General features: G+C 65.2%; 17 protein-coding genes. 11 read left to right on the top strand and 6 right to left on the bottom strand.

Going from position 1 to position 15,150, the window contains the following annotated elements; translation table 11 throughout:
- Positions 1-3: 3 nt before the first annotated feature.
- From ACLBYA_RS20030 to ACLBYA_RS19995, 8 genes are read left to right on the top strand one after another with little or no spacing between them, the layout of a single operon-like run.
- Entirely contained in the window at positions 4-1,281 is a 1,278-nt protein-coding gene (locus tag ACLBYA_RS20030; RefSeq protein ID WP_447711183.1) for an MCE family protein, read from the top strand.
- Entirely contained in the window at positions 1,278-2,303 is a 1,026-nt protein-coding gene (locus ACLBYA_RS20025; RefSeq protein WP_447711182.1) for an MCE family protein, read from the top strand. The genes ACLBYA_RS20030 and ACLBYA_RS20025 overlap by 4 nt, the downstream gene beginning before the upstream one ends.
- Positions 2,303-3,385 (top strand): MCE family protein, encoded by a 1,083-nt coding sequence (locus ACLBYA_RS20020; RefSeq protein WP_447711181.1) that lies wholly within the window; start codon positions 2,303-2,305, stop codon positions 3,383-3,385. The genes ACLBYA_RS20025 and ACLBYA_RS20020 overlap by 1 nt, the downstream gene beginning before the upstream one ends.
- Entirely contained in the window at positions 3,385-4,839 is a 1,455-nt protein-coding gene (locus ACLBYA_RS20015) for an MCE family protein (RefSeq protein WP_447711180.1), read from the top strand. The genes ACLBYA_RS20020 and ACLBYA_RS20015 overlap by 1 nt, the downstream gene beginning before the upstream one ends.
- Complete coding sequence (locus ACLBYA_RS20010) at positions 4,839-6,137, top strand: MCE family protein (protein ID WP_447711316.1); 1,299 nt, start codon at positions 4,839-4,841, stop codon at positions 6,135-6,137. The genes ACLBYA_RS20015 and ACLBYA_RS20010 overlap by 1 nt, the downstream gene beginning before the upstream one ends.
- Complete coding sequence (locus tag ACLBYA_RS20005; RefSeq protein WP_447711179.1) at positions 6,137-7,915, top strand: MCE family protein; 1,779 nt, start codon at positions 6,137-6,139, stop codon at positions 7,913-7,915. The genes ACLBYA_RS20010 and ACLBYA_RS20005 overlap by 1 nt, the downstream gene beginning before the upstream one ends.
- Positions 7,912-8,391, top strand: coding sequence for a hypothetical protein (locus ACLBYA_RS20000; RefSeq protein WP_447711178.1), 480 nt, complete (start codon positions 7,912-7,914; stop codon positions 8,389-8,391). Before ACLBYA_RS20005 ends, ACLBYA_RS20000 begins: the two co-directional genes overlap by 4 nt.
- Positions 8,392-8,401: 10 nt before the next feature.
- On the top strand, positions 8,402-8,818 hold the full coding sequence (locus tag ACLBYA_RS19995) for a hypothetical protein (protein ID WP_447711315.1): 417 nt from the start codon (positions 8,402-8,404) through the stop codon (positions 8,816-8,818).
- Between the two features lie 8 nt (positions 8,819-8,826).
- Here the strand turns inward: ACLBYA_RS19995 and ACLBYA_RS19990 are convergent, their stop codons facing one another.
- Positions 8,827-9,228, bottom strand: coding sequence for a hypothetical protein (locus ACLBYA_RS19990; RefSeq protein ID WP_447711177.1), 402 nt, complete (start codon positions 9,226-9,228; stop codon positions 8,827-8,829).
- A gap of 113 nt (positions 9,229-9,341) precedes the next feature.
- Between ACLBYA_RS19990 and ACLBYA_RS19985 the strand changes: the two genes are divergently transcribed.
- Positions 9,342-9,845 (top strand): Rv2253/PknI dimerization domain-containing protein, encoded by a 504-nt coding sequence (locus ACLBYA_RS19985; RefSeq protein ID WP_447711176.1) that lies wholly within the window; start codon positions 9,342-9,344, stop codon positions 9,843-9,845.
- Between the two features lie 64 nt (positions 9,846-9,909).
- Here the strand turns inward: ACLBYA_RS19985 and ACLBYA_RS19980 are convergent, their stop codons facing one another.
- A complete protein-coding gene (locus ACLBYA_RS19980) occupies positions 9,910-11,187 on the bottom strand; it encodes a cytochrome P450 (protein WP_447711175.1) in 1,278 nt (425 codons plus the stop codon).
- A gap of 204 nt (positions 11,188-11,391) precedes the next feature.
- Between ACLBYA_RS19980 and ACLBYA_RS19975 the strand changes: the two genes are divergently transcribed.
- A complete protein-coding gene (locus tag ACLBYA_RS19975) occupies positions 11,392-12,087 on the top strand; it encodes a TetR/AcrR family transcriptional regulator (protein WP_447711174.1) in 696 nt (231 codons plus the stop codon).
- On the opposite strand, the gene ACLBYA_RS19970 is transcribed toward ACLBYA_RS19975, so the two are convergent.
- Genes ACLBYA_RS19970 through ACLBYA_RS19955 form a run of 4 tightly spaced genes read right to left on the bottom strand, consistent with a single transcriptional unit; the run spans position 12,069 to position 14,384 of the window.
- Positions 12,069-12,347, bottom strand: coding sequence for a cytochrome C oxidase subunit IV family protein (locus ACLBYA_RS19970; protein WP_447711173.1), 279 nt, complete (start codon positions 12,345-12,347; stop codon positions 12,069-12,071). The two genes, ACLBYA_RS19975 and ACLBYA_RS19970, sit on opposite strands and share 19 nt — an antisense overlap.
- Before the next feature lie 2 nt (positions 12,348-12,349).
- Entirely contained in the window at positions 12,350-12,937 is a 588-nt protein-coding gene (locus ACLBYA_RS19965; RefSeq protein WP_447711172.1) for a cytochrome c oxidase subunit 3, read from the bottom strand.
- On the bottom strand, positions 12,934-13,668 hold the full coding sequence (locus ACLBYA_RS19960) for a hypothetical protein (RefSeq protein ID WP_447711171.1): 735 nt from the start codon (positions 13,666-13,668) through the stop codon (positions 12,934-12,936). Before ACLBYA_RS19960 ends, ACLBYA_RS19965 begins: the two co-directional genes overlap by 4 nt.
- On the bottom strand, positions 13,665-14,384 hold the full coding sequence (locus ACLBYA_RS19955; RefSeq protein ID WP_447711314.1) for a hypothetical protein: 720 nt from the start codon (positions 14,382-14,384) through the stop codon (positions 13,665-13,667). The genes ACLBYA_RS19960 and ACLBYA_RS19955 overlap by 4 nt, the downstream gene beginning before the upstream one ends.
- A 174-nt stretch (positions 14,385-14,558) precedes the next feature.
- Between ACLBYA_RS19955 and ACLBYA_RS19950 the strand changes: the two genes are divergently transcribed.
- Entirely contained in the window at positions 14,559-15,092 is a 534-nt protein-coding gene (locus ACLBYA_RS19950) for a VOC family protein (protein ID WP_447711170.1), read from the top strand.
- Positions 15,093-15,150 lie beyond the last annotated feature (58 nt).

Genomic DNA, 15,150 nt, shown 5'->3' with positions numbered 1-15,150 from the left:
ACGGTGACAAGGGATTTGGGTCCGGGACCGGCACACCGGTCGGAGACGACCAGTGGTGCGCCACCGGCCGCGGCGACGACCGGCCGGAACTTCGGTGCGAGCAGCTACACACGTCCGCTGGCCGGGTTGGCCACCGTGGTGGCACTTGCCCTCGTGGTGGGCTTGGCGATCGGTTTGTTCCGTGCCGACTTCACCGAGACCGAGTCGGTGACCCTGATCTCGGACCGGGCCGGCCTGGTGATGAACGCCGACGCGAAGGTCAAGATGCGTGGTGTGGAGGTCGGCAAGGTCGCTGACATCGAGGCGCTGCCCGACGGTCGGGCGGCGCTGAAACTGGACATGAATCCCGATCAGCTCCGCCTCATTCCGTCCAATGTCACCGCCGATATCGCCTCGTCGACGGTGTTCGGCGCGAAGTTCGTCAATCTGGTGCCGCCGGAGAATCCGTCGCCGAAGACGATGTACGCCGGGCAGGTTCTGCAGGGCCAGCATGTCACCGTCGAGATCAACACGGTGTTCCAGCAGCTCACCCGGGTCCTCGACAAGATCGACCCGGCCAAGCTCAACGAGACCCTGGGAGCGATGTCGGCCGCATTCGGCGGGCGCGGTGAGAAGATCGGCCAGACGCTGAGCGATTTTGATGCGTTGCTGGCCAAGCTGGAACCCAGCCTGCGCAACATGGAGCGCGATATCGAAGCCACCGCGACGGTCGCCGGTGCGTATGCCGACGCCGCCCCGGATCTGCTGCGCACCTTGGAGAATGCCACCCGACTGAGCCAGAGCATCGTCGAGGAGGAGCACAATCTCGACGCGTTCCTGGTCAGCATGATCGGGCTCGCTGACGTCGGTAACGACGTCGTCGGGTCCAACAGCCAGCCACTGAGCGATGTGCTGCGGCTGCTGGTGCCGACCACCGATCTGCTGCGGGAGTACGCGCCGTCGCTGACCTGCGCGCTGCAGGGCATGTTGTTCGTGAAAAACCAACCGCCGCTGCCGGATCCCGGCGTGCTGGTCAATGTGGCGTTCACCCTGGGGATCGAGCGCTACCGGTACCCACAGAACCTGCCCAAGGTCGCCGCCAAGGGCGGACCCAACTGTATGGGCCTGCCGTACATCGGATTCGGTAACCGGGCCAAGTACCTGGTGACCGACACCGACGCCAATCCATGGCAGTACGGCAACCAGGGCATTCTGCTGAACTCCGACGGTCTGAAGCAAATGCTGTTCGGCCCGCTGGACGGGCCGCCGCGTAACACCACACAGGTAGGACAGCCGGGATGACCCGTTCGACGACCACTCTGGTCAAATTCCTGGCGTTCGCCGTCGTGATGGTGCTGCTCACGGTGTTCCTGTTCATGGCGTTCGGCCAGTACCGCAGCGGCTCGACCAACGGCTATTCCGCGGTGTTCGCCGATGCCTCAAGACTGGGGCCCGGCGACTCGGTCCGGGTAGCCGGTGTGCGGGTGGGCACCGTCAACGATGTATCGCTGCAGGAGGATCGCTCGGTCCTGGTGAAGTTCGACACCGACCGTGACGTCGCGCTGACCACCGGGACCACGGCCGCGGTGCGATACCTGAACCTGGTCGGGGATCGCTATCTGGAGCTGATCGACACCCCGGACTCGACCAGATTGTTGCCGGCCGGATCGCAGATCCCCAAGGAACGCACCGCCGGTGCGCTCGACCTCGATCTGCTGTTGGGTGGTCTGCGGCCGGTGATCCAGGGACTCAACCCCCAGGATGTCAATGCCCTCACCACATCACTCATCCAGATTCTGCAGGGGCAGGGCGGTGCGTTGGACTCCCTGATGAGCAGGACATCATCGTTCTCGAATTCGCTGGCGGACAACAACGAGGTGATCCAGCAGCTGATCACCAATCTCAACCAGGTGGTGGATACCCTGGCTGCCGATGGGGACAAGTTCGACGGCACCATCGACGGGCTCGAACAGCTGATCGCCGGGCTCGCCGAGGACCGGGACCCCGTCGGTGAGGCGATCACCGCGCTGGACAACGGAACTGCCTCACTGGCAGGTCTGCTCACCGAGGCACGGCAGCCGCTCAAGGGCACCGTCGACGAGCTCAACCGAATGGCGCCACTGCTCTACGACGGCCGAGCCGGGTTCGATGCGGCGCTGCAGAAGGCGCCGATGAACTTCAAGAAGTTGGCTCGGCTCGGTTCCTATGGCAGCTGGATCATGTACTACATCTGCGGTCTGTCGATCCGGGTGACCGACCTCCAGGGCCGAACCGCCGTGTTCCCCATGCTCAAGCAGGAATCCGGAAGGTGTGGTGAGCCCTGATGCTGAAGTATCGCGGGGCCAGTCTGGTCAAGGCAGGATTCATGGGCACCATCTTGCTGGTGCTCGTCATCGCCGTCGGTCTGCAACCCGAGAAGCTGGTCCAGTGGGCCACCTCGGTGCGCCATCAGGCGCTGTTCAGCGAGGCCGGCGGAATCACCATCGGCAACGATGTGACGTTGTCCGGCATCAAGATCGGGTCGGTCACCGATGTCTCGCTGCAGGATGGCGACGCCTTGGTGACCTTCACGACGGCGGGCAAGTACCCGCTGGGTTCGCAGACCACAGCGCACATCAGGACCGGATCGCTGCTCGGCGAACGCGTGTTGACGCTGGAGTCGGCGGGCAGCGGAACCCTGCGGCAGTCCGAGGTGATTCCCACCTCGCGAACCTCGTCCCCGTACTCGCTGACCGACGCGGTCAGTGACCTGACCACCAATACCGCCGGCACCGACACGACGTCGCTCAACGAGTCGCTGGACACGCTGTCGGCGACGATCGATCAGATCGCGCCGCGACTGGGCCCGACCTTCGACGGGCTGAGCAGACTGTCGAAGTCGATCAACGGACGCAACGAGGATCTCGCGGCGTTGTTGAGTAGTGCCAGTGAGGTGACGAAGGTGTTGGGGCAGCGCAGCGATCAGCTGAACACCCTGATACTCAACGCCAATGACCTGCTCGGTGTGCTCAACGACCGCCGCGAGGCCATCGTCGGCCTGCTGGCGAACACGACTGCGGTATCGCAGCAGCTGGCCGGCCTGGTAGCCGACAACGAAGCACAGCTGGCGCCCACCTTGGAGCGGCTCAATGCCGTCACCGAGGTGCTGGAGCGCAACCGTGACAACATCAGTGCCGCACTGCCGAATATCAAGAAGTTCATGCTGTCGCAGGCCGAGACACTGGCCAACGGGCCGTTTTACAACGCCTACGTGCCGAACCTGCAACCCGCGCAGCTGTTGCAGCCTTTCCTGGACTATGCATTCGGTTTCCGCCGTGGTGTCAACGCCGGGCAACCGACCGACAATATCGGCCCGCGTGCCGAACTACCGCTGCCGTACAACGGGATTCCGGGAGGTTCGCGCTGATGAACCGTAAAGGTGTGCGAACGGCGATCGCAGTGCTGGCGGCCGTGGTGGTGATCGTCGGTGCGGTCGCCCTGGTGCGGCAGTTCTTCTTCGTTCCACGGACCATCTCGGCGTTGTTCAGCACGGCGACCGGTGTGTACCCGGGCGACGAGGTCCGGGTCTCCGGGGTCAAGGTCGGCACCATCGAGTCGATCAGTCCGGAGGGCACCCAGACCCGTGTCCGGCTCAAGGTGGATCGCGGCATCGAGGTACCCGCGGAGGCCAAGGCCGTCATCGTGGCGCCCAATCTGGTTGCGGCACGGTATGTGCAGCTGGCGCCGGCCTATCGGAACGAGGGTCCGACGTTGCCCGACGATGCGGTCATCCCGTTGGACCGCACCGCTGTGCCCGTCGAGTGGGATGAGGTCAAGACCCAGCTGATGCGGTTGGCCACCGAACTCGGGCCGCAGAGCGGTGTCTCGGATACCTCGGTGTCACGGTTCATCGATAGTGCCGCAACTGCGTTGGAGGGCAATGGGCCGAAACTGCGCGAGACCATCAGTGAGCTGTCCGGGGTGGCCCGGGTGCTGGCCGAGGGCAGTGGGGACATCGTCGGCATCATCACCAACCTGCAGAAGTTCGTCACCGCACTGAAGAACAGCAACGAGCAGGTGGTGCAGTTCCAGAACCGACTTGCGACGTTGACCAGCGTGGTCAACGGCTCCGGTGACGATGTGGATGCCGCGGTCAAGAGTCTGTCGGTGGCCATCACGGAGGTGCAGCGTTTCGTCGCGGGCAGCCGCAACCAGACCTCCGAGCAGGTGCAGCGACTGGCCAATGTCACCCAGAACCTGGTCGACAACAGGCTCAACCTGGAGAACTTCCTGCACATCGCGCCGAACGCGTTCCTCAACGGTTACAACATCTACAACCCGTCGACCGGAAGCGCGGTCGGTCAGTTCGTGCTCAACAACTTCTCCGATCCCATGCAGTTCATCTGCGGTGCCATCGGCGCGGTCGAGAATGTGACGGCCCCGGAGACCGCAAAACTGTGTTCGCAGTATCTGGGGCCCGCGCTGCGGTTGCTGAACTTCAATCACCTGCCGTTCCCGATCTCGCCGTACCTGATGCCGTCGGCCAGCCCAGAGGACATCATCTACTCCGAACCTGGTCTGATGCCCGGTGGTGCGGGTGGATCGCCGGAGCCGCCGGACACCCCGCCGGCGCTGTCGGCCTACGTTCCCGGCCCGCCACCGCCTCCACCGTTCACCGGCCGGTCGCCGGGCACCCCGCCGCCGGGTGCACAGCAGATGCTGCCGGGCGCACCGCCGATCGTGCCGCCGAATGTCCCGTCATCGCTGCGCGACATGTTGACTCCGGCCGGCACCGTTCCCGGCCCGCTGCCGGGGCCGCCGCCTGGTCCGGTCCCACCCGATGCTCCGTTGCTGCCAGCCGAAGGGACGCCACCGGCATGATGAGCAGAACAAAACGATCGGTGACGGCAGTCGGTGCCTGCGTCGCGATGGTGACATCGGGCTGCGCCTTCCAGGGCGTCAACTCGTTACCCCTGCCGGGTGCCGTGGGCCGCGGTTCCGATGCCGTCGTCTACCACGTGGACATCGCCAATGTGGCGACACTGGAACCGAACTCGCCGGTGATGATCGACGATGTCGTCGTCGGTAGTGTGCGCAGTCTCAGCGTCAAGGACTGGCATGCCCAGGTCGAGGTTTCGGTGAAGCCCGATGTCGTGGTGCCGGCCAATGCGGTGGCCAGCGTGGGTCAGACCAGCCTGCTCGGCTCCATGCACCTGGCGTTGAATCCGCCCATCGGTGAGGCGCCCGACGGCAGATTGGCTCCGGGATCGACGGTGGCACTGAATGACTCGTCCACCTACCCGTCGACCGAGCAGACGCTGTCATCGCTCGCTGCCGTGGTCAACGGTGGCGGGTTGGGCCAGATCGGCGACGTGATCCACAATTTCAGTGCTGCGGTCAGCGGGCGCGAGGACGAGATCAGGGATCTGATCACCCGACTGGACACCTTTGTCGGTGTGCTGGACGGGCAGCGGGCGAACATCGTGGCGTCCATCCAGAACCTGAATCGCCTTTCGGAAACGTTTGCCGGACAACGCGATACGATATCCCGAGCTCTGGACAAGGTTCCGCCCGCGATGGACGTGCTGATCAGGGAGCGTCCGCGGTTGGTCGAGGCGATGCGCCGACTGGGCACCTTCGGCAACACCGCGGCCGAACTGGTCAACGAGTCGCAGGCCGACTTGGTGGCCAACCTGAAGAACCTGGAACCCGCCATCAAGGCACTCGCCGATGTCGGTCGCGAACTGCCCGATGTGCTCGCCTACGCGGTGCACTTCCCGTTCACGCAGAGCTTCATCGACCGGGCGATCCGCGGTGACTACTACAACCTGTTCGCCACCATCGACCTGACCGTGCCGCGCCTCAAGCGCAGCCTGTTCCTGGGTACGCGGTGGGGTGAGTCGGGTCTGGAGATCGTTCCGGCGCCGGGTGACCCGCCGTACCTGAACTACACCTACGACCCGCTCAAGACCGGCGTCAACCCGCTTCCGCCCGAGGGGGCGGCACCTGATGCGCCGCCTGCGGCCCCGCCGCCGCTGCCGACCAATCTCGGTCCGGTGCTGCCGGTCACGCCGCCGCCCCCGGTCTTCGGTGCACCGGCGCCGCAGCCCGCCGACGGCATCTTTGCAGGACCGTACGGGCCACAAGGTGGTTCACCTGCTCCTGAGGGAGGCCGCTGATGCTGACCCGCTTCGTCCGCACCCAGCTCATCCTGTTCACCATTGCGTCGATCATCGGTGTGGCGGTCATGGTGTTCAGCTACATGCAGGTGCCCACGCTGCTCGGCGTGGGTCGGCTGACCGTCAAGCTCGAACTGCCGGCCACCGGTGGCCTCTATCAGTTCAGCAATGTCACCTACCGTGGCTCGCAGATCGGGAAGGTCACCGCGATCGACCTGACCGAGGACGGCGCCGAGGCGACGCTGTCGCTGGACACCAAACCGCGCATCCCGGCCGACCTCGAGGCCCAGGTGCGCAGTATGTCCGCCGTCGGCGAGCAGTTCGTGGAGTTGTTGCCGCGCAACGATTCCGGGCCGTTCCTGGAGAACGGTTCGGTGATCGCCAGGGAGAACACGACCATTCCGCAGCAGGTCGGGCCGATGCTCGATCAGCTCAGCGCACTGGTCGACACCATCCCGGGGGACAGGCTCAGTGATCTGCTCGACGAGTCGTACCAGGCGTTCAATGGCACGGGTTTCGACTTCGGGTCGCTGCTCGACTCGGCTTCGACGATCACCCAGGACGCCACCGAGATCTCCGATCAGACCCGGGCGCTGATCGACGATGCCGGCCCGTTCCTGGATGCGCAGGCCCAGACCACCGAGCAGACCCGGACATGGGCAGCGGGACTGGCCCGTATCACCGGGCAACTGTCGGACAACGACGCCGAGGTCCGCTCGATCCTGCGCAACGGGCCGGGATTCGCGAACGAGACATCGATGCTGCTGGAGTCGGTCAAGCCGACATTGCCGGTGCTGCTGGCCAACCTGACCACCATCGGACAGATCGGTGTCACGTACAACGCCTCGCTGGAGCAACTACTGGTGCTGCTGCCGCCGTACGTCTCCCAGATCCAGACCTACGCACCCACCAACAATCCGACGGGCCTGCCCAACGGTGAGTTCTCGCTGGGCCTTGGTGATCCACCGTCGTGCACGGTGGGCTTCCTTCCGCCATCGGCCTGGCGTTCCCCGTCGGACACCACGGTGATCGACACCCCCGACAACATCTACTGCAAGTTGCCGCAGGATTCGCCCATCGCGGTGCGCGGTGCCCGTAACTACCCGTGCCAGGAACACCCCGGTAAGCGGGCGCCGACGGTCGAGCTGTGCAACGATCCCCGTGGATTTCAGCCGCTGGCGCAGCGCCAGCATGCTCTCGGTCCGTACCCGCTCGATCCGAACCTGATCTCGCAGGGTGTGCCGGTGGACGACCGGGTGCGGCCCGATGACAACATCTTCGGCCCCTTGGCCGGCACCCCGCTGCCACCCGGGGTGACCGTGCCGCCGCCGTTGCCCTCACCGGTGCCGGTGCCGCCGCCCAGTTTCCCGGGCATGCCGCCGGGGCCACTGCTGCCGGGCCAGCCGCTGTACACCGAACCGCCGGTGGTGGGCCAATTGCCGCCGCCGGAGCCCGATTACGAGCTGGTACCGCTGCCGCCGGGCGATCAGCCACAGGCCACCCAGGTGCCACAGTTCCCGGACACCTTTGTGCAGGTGCCTGCGGACGGCGCGCAACCGCCCCCGCCGGCCGGGCCGCCGCCGGGCCCCGTGCCGCCGGTACCGGGCATGCCCGCCGCGCCCGCCGCGTTCGACGGTGCGGCGTCGCCCGGACCGTCGGTGGCGGTCGCCAAGTACAACCCGCGCACCGGTGAGTACATGGGTCCCGACGGTCGGCTGTACCAGCAGTCGGATCTGGTCAAGACCGCGAGCAGCTGGCAGGAGCTGATGCCGACATGAGCAGGTGGACAGTCTGTCTCGCGCGGATGGCTGCCGTGGTGGGCGCCGTGGCGATGTCCGTCACCGGCGCCCCGCCGGCCCAGGCCCAGATGTATCTGGGCAACTACGACGTGCACATCCCGGACCGCCGGGACTTCCACACCTGGATATGGTCGGCAGTGACGCCGTGCCCAGACGGGCGCGGCGGCCACGTCCCGGACTGCATCAACATCCTGACCGTTCCACAGCCGGTGGCCAAGGCGAAGTACTCGCACGCCGACGCCCGACTGGTCGACGGTCGCTACACGATGATCATCGACGAGCCGTTCGGGCTGCGCTGCGGCGATATCTATTACGGGCCCGTGATCCCGACCCGCGACGTGTACACCTGGGACGAGAAGACCCTTGCCGGAGAGCTTGTTTCGAGCTTTGCCGTCGGATGTGACGGTGCGCCGGGCGGCTCCTTCGTGTACCCGTTCCACCTGACGAGGATGTGATATGCGCCCGATGATCGGCTGTGCCTTGCCCGCCGTCGTTCTCGCCGTGGTGGCCGCTGCTCCGGTGTCGGCGGAGCCGTTGCCGCCACCGCCGCCACTGCACCACGTGCAGTACACCGTGACCACCGATGCGCCCTTCTTCGTGCACATCTACTACCGCGAGGCCGACCCGCCGACCTGGTCGGATTACAGCCACAACCCGTATGAGTTCAGCCCGCGTGCCGATGTCGACGTCGCACCCGACCGGCCGTGGGTGTTCGATGCGATGCTGGCCGACCCGGAACTGTGGGCGATGGTCACCGTGCAGTCGGGGGAGTCGCCCAATTTGGCGCCGCCGACCATGAAGTGCACGCTGGCCGTGGATGGTGTGGTGGTCAAGACCAACAGTGGACCCAAGGGCGCGCTGTGTTCGCTGCGCAGCTGGTAGTCCCGGTGTCAGGAGTCGCCGCGCCGCCAGCGGGTGTCACCGTTCATCGACACACAGCTGAGGAACAGCCCGTCGGGAGCCTGTGCGACGGAATTGTTCTCGTTGATGCACAGGCTGTGCTCTTCGCGGATGCCGACCATCGGTGGGGACCGGAACCAACGGGGCTCGTACCGGCGCGGCGATCCGCAGAACACCAGCCGACCCCAGTTGTTGCGGGCATCCACGCCGAAGACGAAGTACGTGGTGTTGAAGCAGGGGGCACCCAGTACGGCGTGCGGGTTGATGCCGGGCACGCAGAACGCGTCGTTGCAGGTCTGCGGTCCCGCCGCGGCGCGGGGCGGGACCGGCTGCGGGGCGACGATCAGGCCGGCCGCAATCAACGCACTGCTCGCAAGAACGGTCACACGCACGTCTTCTACTCTCGCACAAAGGGAAACGAAATTCTCTATTTCGGAGAGGTTTGTTCACCCCGGAGATATCCTCTGGCGGGGGAACGTCACAATCGCATCAGAGGGGTGAACCTGTGCCTGCCAACAAGCTGACGGTGTTCGGGGCCGTTCTCGCATCCGCTGTGGCGCTCGGCTGCCCGGCCACGGCGGTCGCCGACCCTGCCTGGGGAATCAACGGCACCTTCCTCACATCGTCGAACGGTGAATGGGCGCAGGTGAATCAACGCCGGGAGAACCAGCCGTCGACGCGAAGCACCTGGACCATCTCCACCACCTGCGTCTCGCCGGTGGATTGCGCGGGCACCGTGACCAGCGATGCGGGGTGGTCCGCGCCGATCTACACCACCAACGGCCTGTGGTACGTCAAGCGGCAGGTGCCGGGTTGGCGCTTCTGCGCCGACGGTGTCCCGGTCGAGGGGCTGCAGACCTACAAGTTCTACCCGGTCGGTGCCGATGGGCATGTCGACGCGCTCGCCACCGAATACACCGGCTACGACAAGACCGTCGGTCCGAGCGGGTCGTGCGGGCGCAACCAGTGGCCGACCATCGAGATGCCGTTCTATATGCGACCCGCATAGCCTTCGAACGACGAAATCGCTGCTACCTTGTTGTGGTAGCAGCGATTTCGTCGTCCGTGGAGTCTCAGCCCAGCGGGGTGAAGTTGATGTTCAGCTCGGTGAGCCCGCGCAGCACGAAGGTCGGCTCGTAGTTGAAGTTCTGATCGCCGACGGGACCGTGCTTCTCGGGGTCGACGGTGATGTCACCCATCCGATCCAGGATCCGCTCGATGGAGACCCGCCCCTCGACCCGGGCCAGTGGGCCACCCGGGCAGGAATGCACACCGCGGCCGAACGCCATGTGTTCGCGTACGTTCTTACGGTCCAGTCGCAGCTCGTGCGGATTGTCGAAACGGTTCGGGTCGCGGTTGACCGCGCCGGGGAGCACCATCACCGGGGAGCCCGCCGGGATCTTCACGCCGGCGACTTCGGTTGTCTTGCGGGCCAACCGGAAATCGCATTTCACCGGGCTCTCCAGGCGCAGCGATTCCTCGATGAAGGTGGGGATCAGGCTGCGATCGTCACGCAGCTTCTGCTGCACCTCGGGGTTCTCGGCGAGCACCCGCATGGCGGCGCTGAGCAGCTTGGTGGTGGTCTCCTGTCCGGCGGCGAACAGGAAGGTTGCCGAGCGCACCACCTCGATCACCGGGGGCACCGAGTCGTCCGGGTAGAGCGCGGTGGCAAGCGACGTCAGCACGTCCTCGCGCGGGTTGGCCCGACGGTCTTCGAGGTAGGCGATGAACTTGTCGTCCAGGAACTGCAGCGGGTTCTCGTCGACGACCTCCTGCTCCAGCGAGCCCACCCGGGCGCCGGGGCGGTCGGCGCCGAGCTTGGTGCGGAACTGCTGGTGATCCTCCTCAGGGACGCCGAGCAGGTCGGCGATCACCAACAGCGAGAACGGCTTTGCATACTCGGCCAGGAACTCGCACTGGCCGTTGTCCAGGAACTCGTCGAGCTGGACATCGGCCAGCTTCCACATGAAGTCCTCGTTCTCCTTGAGCCGGCGCGGCGTGAGCAGCCGGTTCAACAGGGAGCGGGCCTTGGTGTGATCCGGTGGATCCATGGTGACCATGTGCTCGAACATCGGCAGCAGGTGCCGGTGCGCCTCGAGTTGTTCGGAGATGTCATCGCCCTCGGGTGTGAAGGGCAGCGGCGGGAAGGGGCCGCCGAGTGCCACCGCGTTGGAGAACGCGTCGGTGTTCTTGTAGACCGCGACCGCTTCCTCGTAGCCGGTGACGGCGTAACAGCCCCACGGTGGAACCTGCAGCACCGGGTTCTGCTCGCGCAGGTAGTCGAAGTACGGGTACGGGTTGGGTACCAGCGACTGGTCGGTGAGGAAGTCCAGCGTCGCGTATTCGCTCATTGTGGGTGTGATCTCCCGGGCTGTGGGGTGGGGTGAACATCGGCGGGATTTCTGCGGTGCAGAGTCCTTGCCGTGGAGGGTTGTTGCCTGAAAGTGCTGTGCACCTGCTTAGCATGTGGATAGAGTCGTGGTCAAGGTCACATCCGGAGGGTCGATATCATCCGGCGAGCGACCCGCACACTTGCGAGCAAGGATGGAGGCGCGATGTCGACGGCACGCAGAATCGGCGCACCGGATGCCAAGAACCGGGGTGTGCTGCTCGACGCCGCCGAGGCCCTGATGATCGACGAGAGTTATGCGGCGGTCACCTCGCGGCGACTCGCCGAGCGCGCCGGTCTCAAACCCCAATTGGTGCACTACTACTTCCGCACCATGGACGAACTGTTCCTGGCGGTGTTCCGGCGACGTGCCGAGCAGGGGTTGGTGGTGCTGGAGGCGGCGCTGAAGTCGGCGCAGCCGCTGCGAGCCATCTGGCTGTTCAGTACCGATTCGGATTCCACCCGGCTGACCATGGAGTTCATGGGGCTGGCCAACCATCGCAAGGAATTGCGCGCCGAGATCAGCTACTACGCTGAACGTTTCCGCGAGGAGCAACGCGTGGCGATGGGCGCGGCGCTGGAACGTTACGGCGTGGATCCCGGTGATGTGCCGCCGGTGGTGTGGGCGGTCATCGGTACCAGCCTGTCGTGGGCGCTGGTCATGGAGCAGGCCCTGGGGATGTCCGCGGGGCATGCCGAGACGCTGGAGTTCGTGGAGCACTGGCTGCGCGAACTCGAAGGTGAAGCGCTGCCGCTGGAAGAGATCTTCGGTGATCTGGCCGGCAGCGGCTTCGAGGCGGCGACCGGCAAGGTGCGGTCGGGCCCGGGTCCGTCCGTGGCGCCTCAGAACCCGGCGAAGTAGAAACCGAGCAGCAGCGCAAACAGCCCGGCAACCCAGGCGCCGGTCGTCACCCGCAGCCAGCCGGGCGCGTGCCGGACCTCCATGAAGTACCAGATCACCAACTGCGATTTCACCGCGGCGATCAGCAGCACCGTCACCGTCACCGTCGCGTTGAGCACATGGGATGCGCCGCCGTCCCGTGCGGTGAGCCAGGACACCACGGTCACCAGGGTCAGCACCGCCCAGACCGTCACCAACCGATTGCGCAACAAGACTGCCACGGTCACCTCATCAGATAGAGCAGGGCGAACAACACCAGCCACAGCAGGTCGACCATGTGCCAGTAGGTGGCGCCGGTCTCGAAGAACGAGATGTTGGGCTTCGCCCGCAGATTGGCGATGACGAAGGCGAGGATCACCAGCCCGAGCATGACGTGACACAGGTGCAGTCCCGTCATCACGAAGTAGTACATGAAGAACAGGTTGGTGCCCGGCGTGACGCCTGCGGCGATCTCGGGCACGTACTCGAAGATCTTCAGCACCGGGAACACCGCCCCGATGGCCAGCGCGATTGCGAACAGCCGCACACCATCTGCGGTGCGGCCGGCACGTGCAGCGGATGTGCCCAGGGCGACGAACAGCGAGCTGGTGAGCAGGACGACGGTGTTGGCCGCGCCGATGTCCAGATTGATGCGCGCCTGGCTCTCCAGGAAGAGCTGTTGATCCTGCCCGCGGTAATACACGTAGGCGACGAAGTAGGCGCCGAAGATCAGCAGGTCGCCGATGACGAAGAACCACATGCTCGACTCGCCGGGAATGCGGTTGCGCAGCTGCGGTTTCGGTGGCGCGTTGTCGACCGCGACCTCGGTCATCCGACCACGCTCGCGGTGGGTTGGTTCTTGATCGACCGATAGATGCAGACGTACACGATGATCTGCCACGACACGTACAGCACCATCGCGAACCAGAACGTCATCAACCCGTTCCAGGCAAACGGGCCCGACTTGGAGATCCAGACCGGCGCGGCCATGAGTTCGGTGACGTACTGCCACACGGTGTAGTACCCGAGCCATTTCGGCAGCACGCCATTACGATCCAGGATGATGGCCAGCCCGAAGGCCATCCACATGACGCAGAAGCAGCCCAGCGAACCGATGTACGCCAGGTAACCGAAGTCGTACAGCATGGCCAGGATCTCGGGTTCGTAGCCGGATCGATACGCGCCCAGGCCGAAACAGAACATCGGGAACAACATCCCGACGATCGCGCCGGTCATGGAGCCGACCATCATGGAGTAGCGCAGCACCGGACTGACCGACATGCGCTTGATCTGACTCAGATACACCGCATTGGACAGCGGAGCGAGGCCGAACGACACCGTCAGGATGGCGCAGGCGATCAGCAGGTTGGGTGACTGCATGAACTCGACGATCTGTGCCTGCGAACCGCTCGGTGAGCGCGGCGGCATCATCCAGCTCAGCGGGACGAAGACGATTCCGAACAGGGTGAAGAAGAACGGCACCGTCCAGAACGCAAGCCACTGGTCGAGTTTGGGGTTCCGGTGGCCGGACACCGGCCCCACGGTGGTGATGACCTGGCTCATACCAGGGTTTCCTGTTCGCGGGGTTGGTGTTCCTGGTCTTGGCGGTCGACGACGCGCAGCAGAACCAGGAACATCACCGTCAGATAGGTCGCCAACACGGCGGTGCGCACGGTGAACGACAGTGCACCGTTCCATGCCAGCGGGCCCGAGGTGAACAGCACCGAGAACGCGCCGGGCACCAGCAGTGCCGCGGTGGCGATGTTGAAATGGGCCACCCAGCGGGGAAATACCGGGTCCGGCCGGGCATCGAGATAGATGCTCGCCGCCAGGCAGAGGTTCTGCACGACGAACGTGCCGACCGGTGCGATGAAGAAGAACCACGCCATATCGTTGAGCAGGCTGATCAACTGTGGGTCGCGATCGGGCCGGAAGGCGGCGACCCCCCAGCAATAGTCGGCGAGGATGAAACATGTCGTGCCGGCCCCGACGCAGATGATGTAGGCATAGCTGAACACGCTGCTGGAGGTAGCCGTTCGTGACATCTGGACCGCGGTCACGGCGAAGATCGGGACGAGGGATCCGGCGATGAGGTTGCACAGGATCACGACGCCCAGAATGCCGGTGTTGTGGTCCCGGAAGAAGGCGGCGACCTCCTCCGGGGTCAGTGTCGGTGACAGTGGTGGGGAGAACACCGGGAACAGGACGAAGGCGAGTGCGAACAGCGCCATGGCCGGCGGGGCCGTCCACAGCATGATCCGCTGGCCGCGGGTGGTCATGGTGGTCATCGGCACCTGCCCGTCGCATCAAGCTGTCACCATGGGCCGCAAGGGTTCTCGCAGCACCACGGCGGGGTAGCCGTTCGGCTACTCGATTGCTTCAGGGTAGCCGATCGGCTATCTCGGCTCAAGCGATTCGGCACGGAGCGCGCCTGCGTGGGTTAGCGTGCCGATATGCCGCCATCTCCCGTCCTACCCGGTCCGGTGCGCCAGATCGGTTATGTCGTCCGCGATCTCGATGCGGCACTGGCCGGGTGGGTGGCGCTGGGAGTGGGACCCTGGTTCGTGATGCGGGGTCTACCCCAGCAGGTCACCTACCGTGGCGATCCCTGCGCGGTGACGTTGTCGCTGGCGCTGGCCAACAGCGGCGATCTGCAGATCGAGGTGATTCAGCAGGCCGATGACACCCCGAGCATCTTCACCGAGTTCCTGGCCGCCGGTGCCGGCGAGTTCCACCAACTCGCCTACTGGACCCAGGATTTCGACGCGACCATGGAGGCCGTCGAGGCAGCCGGTTGGCCGGTGGTCTGGTCCGGCGGTCAGGGGCAGGGTGTCCGCTTCGCCTACGTGGAACCGGTCGGTGCGCCCTCCGCGATCGTCGAGATCATGGAACTGACCGAGGCGTCCGCGGGTATGGCGGCATTCGTCCGGCAGGCCGCCCAAGGCTGGGATGGTGCCGATCCGATCAGGGAACTGGCCACCGGCTGACCTGCCGAACCATTATGTTCTCCGAATGCGATATTGGCATTCTCGTAGGCTGAGAATA

The sequence above is a fragment of the Mycobacterium sp. C31M genome, from assembly GCF_053345865.1.
Note: the sequence above shows the minus strand (reverse complement) of the source record. Positions and strands in the feature narration are given on the sequence as shown.

Excerpts from the sequence above, each read along its gene's own strand:
- ACLBYA_RS20025 (WP_447711182.1), top strand. The coding sequence starts at position 1,278 with ATGACCCGTTCGACGACCACTCTGGTCAAATTCCTGGCGTTCGCCGTC.
- ACLBYA_RS20020 (WP_447711181.1), top strand. The coding sequence starts at position 2,303 with ATGCTGAAGTATCGCGGGGCCAGTCTGGTCAAGGCAGGATTCATGGGC.
- ACLBYA_RS20015 (WP_447711180.1), top strand. The coding sequence starts at position 3,385 with ATGAACCGTAAAGGTGTGCGAACGGCGATCGCAGTGCTGGCGGCCGTG.
- ACLBYA_RS20010 (WP_447711316.1), top strand. The coding sequence starts at position 4,839 with ATGAGCAGAACAAAACGATCGGTGACGGCAGTCGGTGCCTGCGTCGCG.
- ACLBYA_RS20005 (WP_447711179.1), top strand. The coding sequence starts at position 6,137 with ATGCTGACCCGCTTCGTCCGCACCCAGCTCATCCTGTTCACCATTGCG.
- ACLBYA_RS20000 (WP_447711178.1), top strand. The coding sequence starts at position 7,912 with ATGAGCAGGTGGACAGTCTGTCTCGCGCGGATGGCTGCCGTGGTGGGC.
- ACLBYA_RS19995 (WP_447711315.1), top strand. The coding sequence starts at position 8,402 with ATGATCGGCTGTGCCTTGCCCGCCGTCGTTCTCGCCGTGGTGGCCGCT.
- ACLBYA_RS19980 (WP_447711175.1), bottom strand. The coding sequence starts at position 11,187 with ATGAGCGAATACGCGACGCTGGACTTCCTCACCGACCAGTCGCTGGTA.
- ACLBYA_RS19975 (WP_447711174.1), top strand. The coding sequence starts at position 11,392 with ATGTCGACGGCACGCAGAATCGGCGCACCGGATGCCAAGAACCGGGGT.
- ACLBYA_RS19965 (WP_447711172.1), bottom strand. The coding sequence starts at position 12,937 with ATGACCGAGGTCGCGGTCGACAACGCGCCACCGAAACCGCAGCTGCGC.
- ACLBYA_RS19960 (WP_447711171.1), bottom strand. The coding sequence starts at position 13,668 with ATGAGCCAGGTCATCACCACCGTGGGGCCGGTGTCCGGCCACCGGAAC.
- ACLBYA_RS19955 (WP_447711314.1), bottom strand. The coding sequence starts at position 14,384 with ATGACCACCCGCGGCCAGCGGATCATGCTGTGGACGGCCCCGCCGGCC.
- ACLBYA_RS19950 (WP_447711170.1), top strand. The coding sequence starts at position 14,559 with ATGCCGCCATCTCCCGTCCTACCCGGTCCGGTGCGCCAGATCGGTTAT.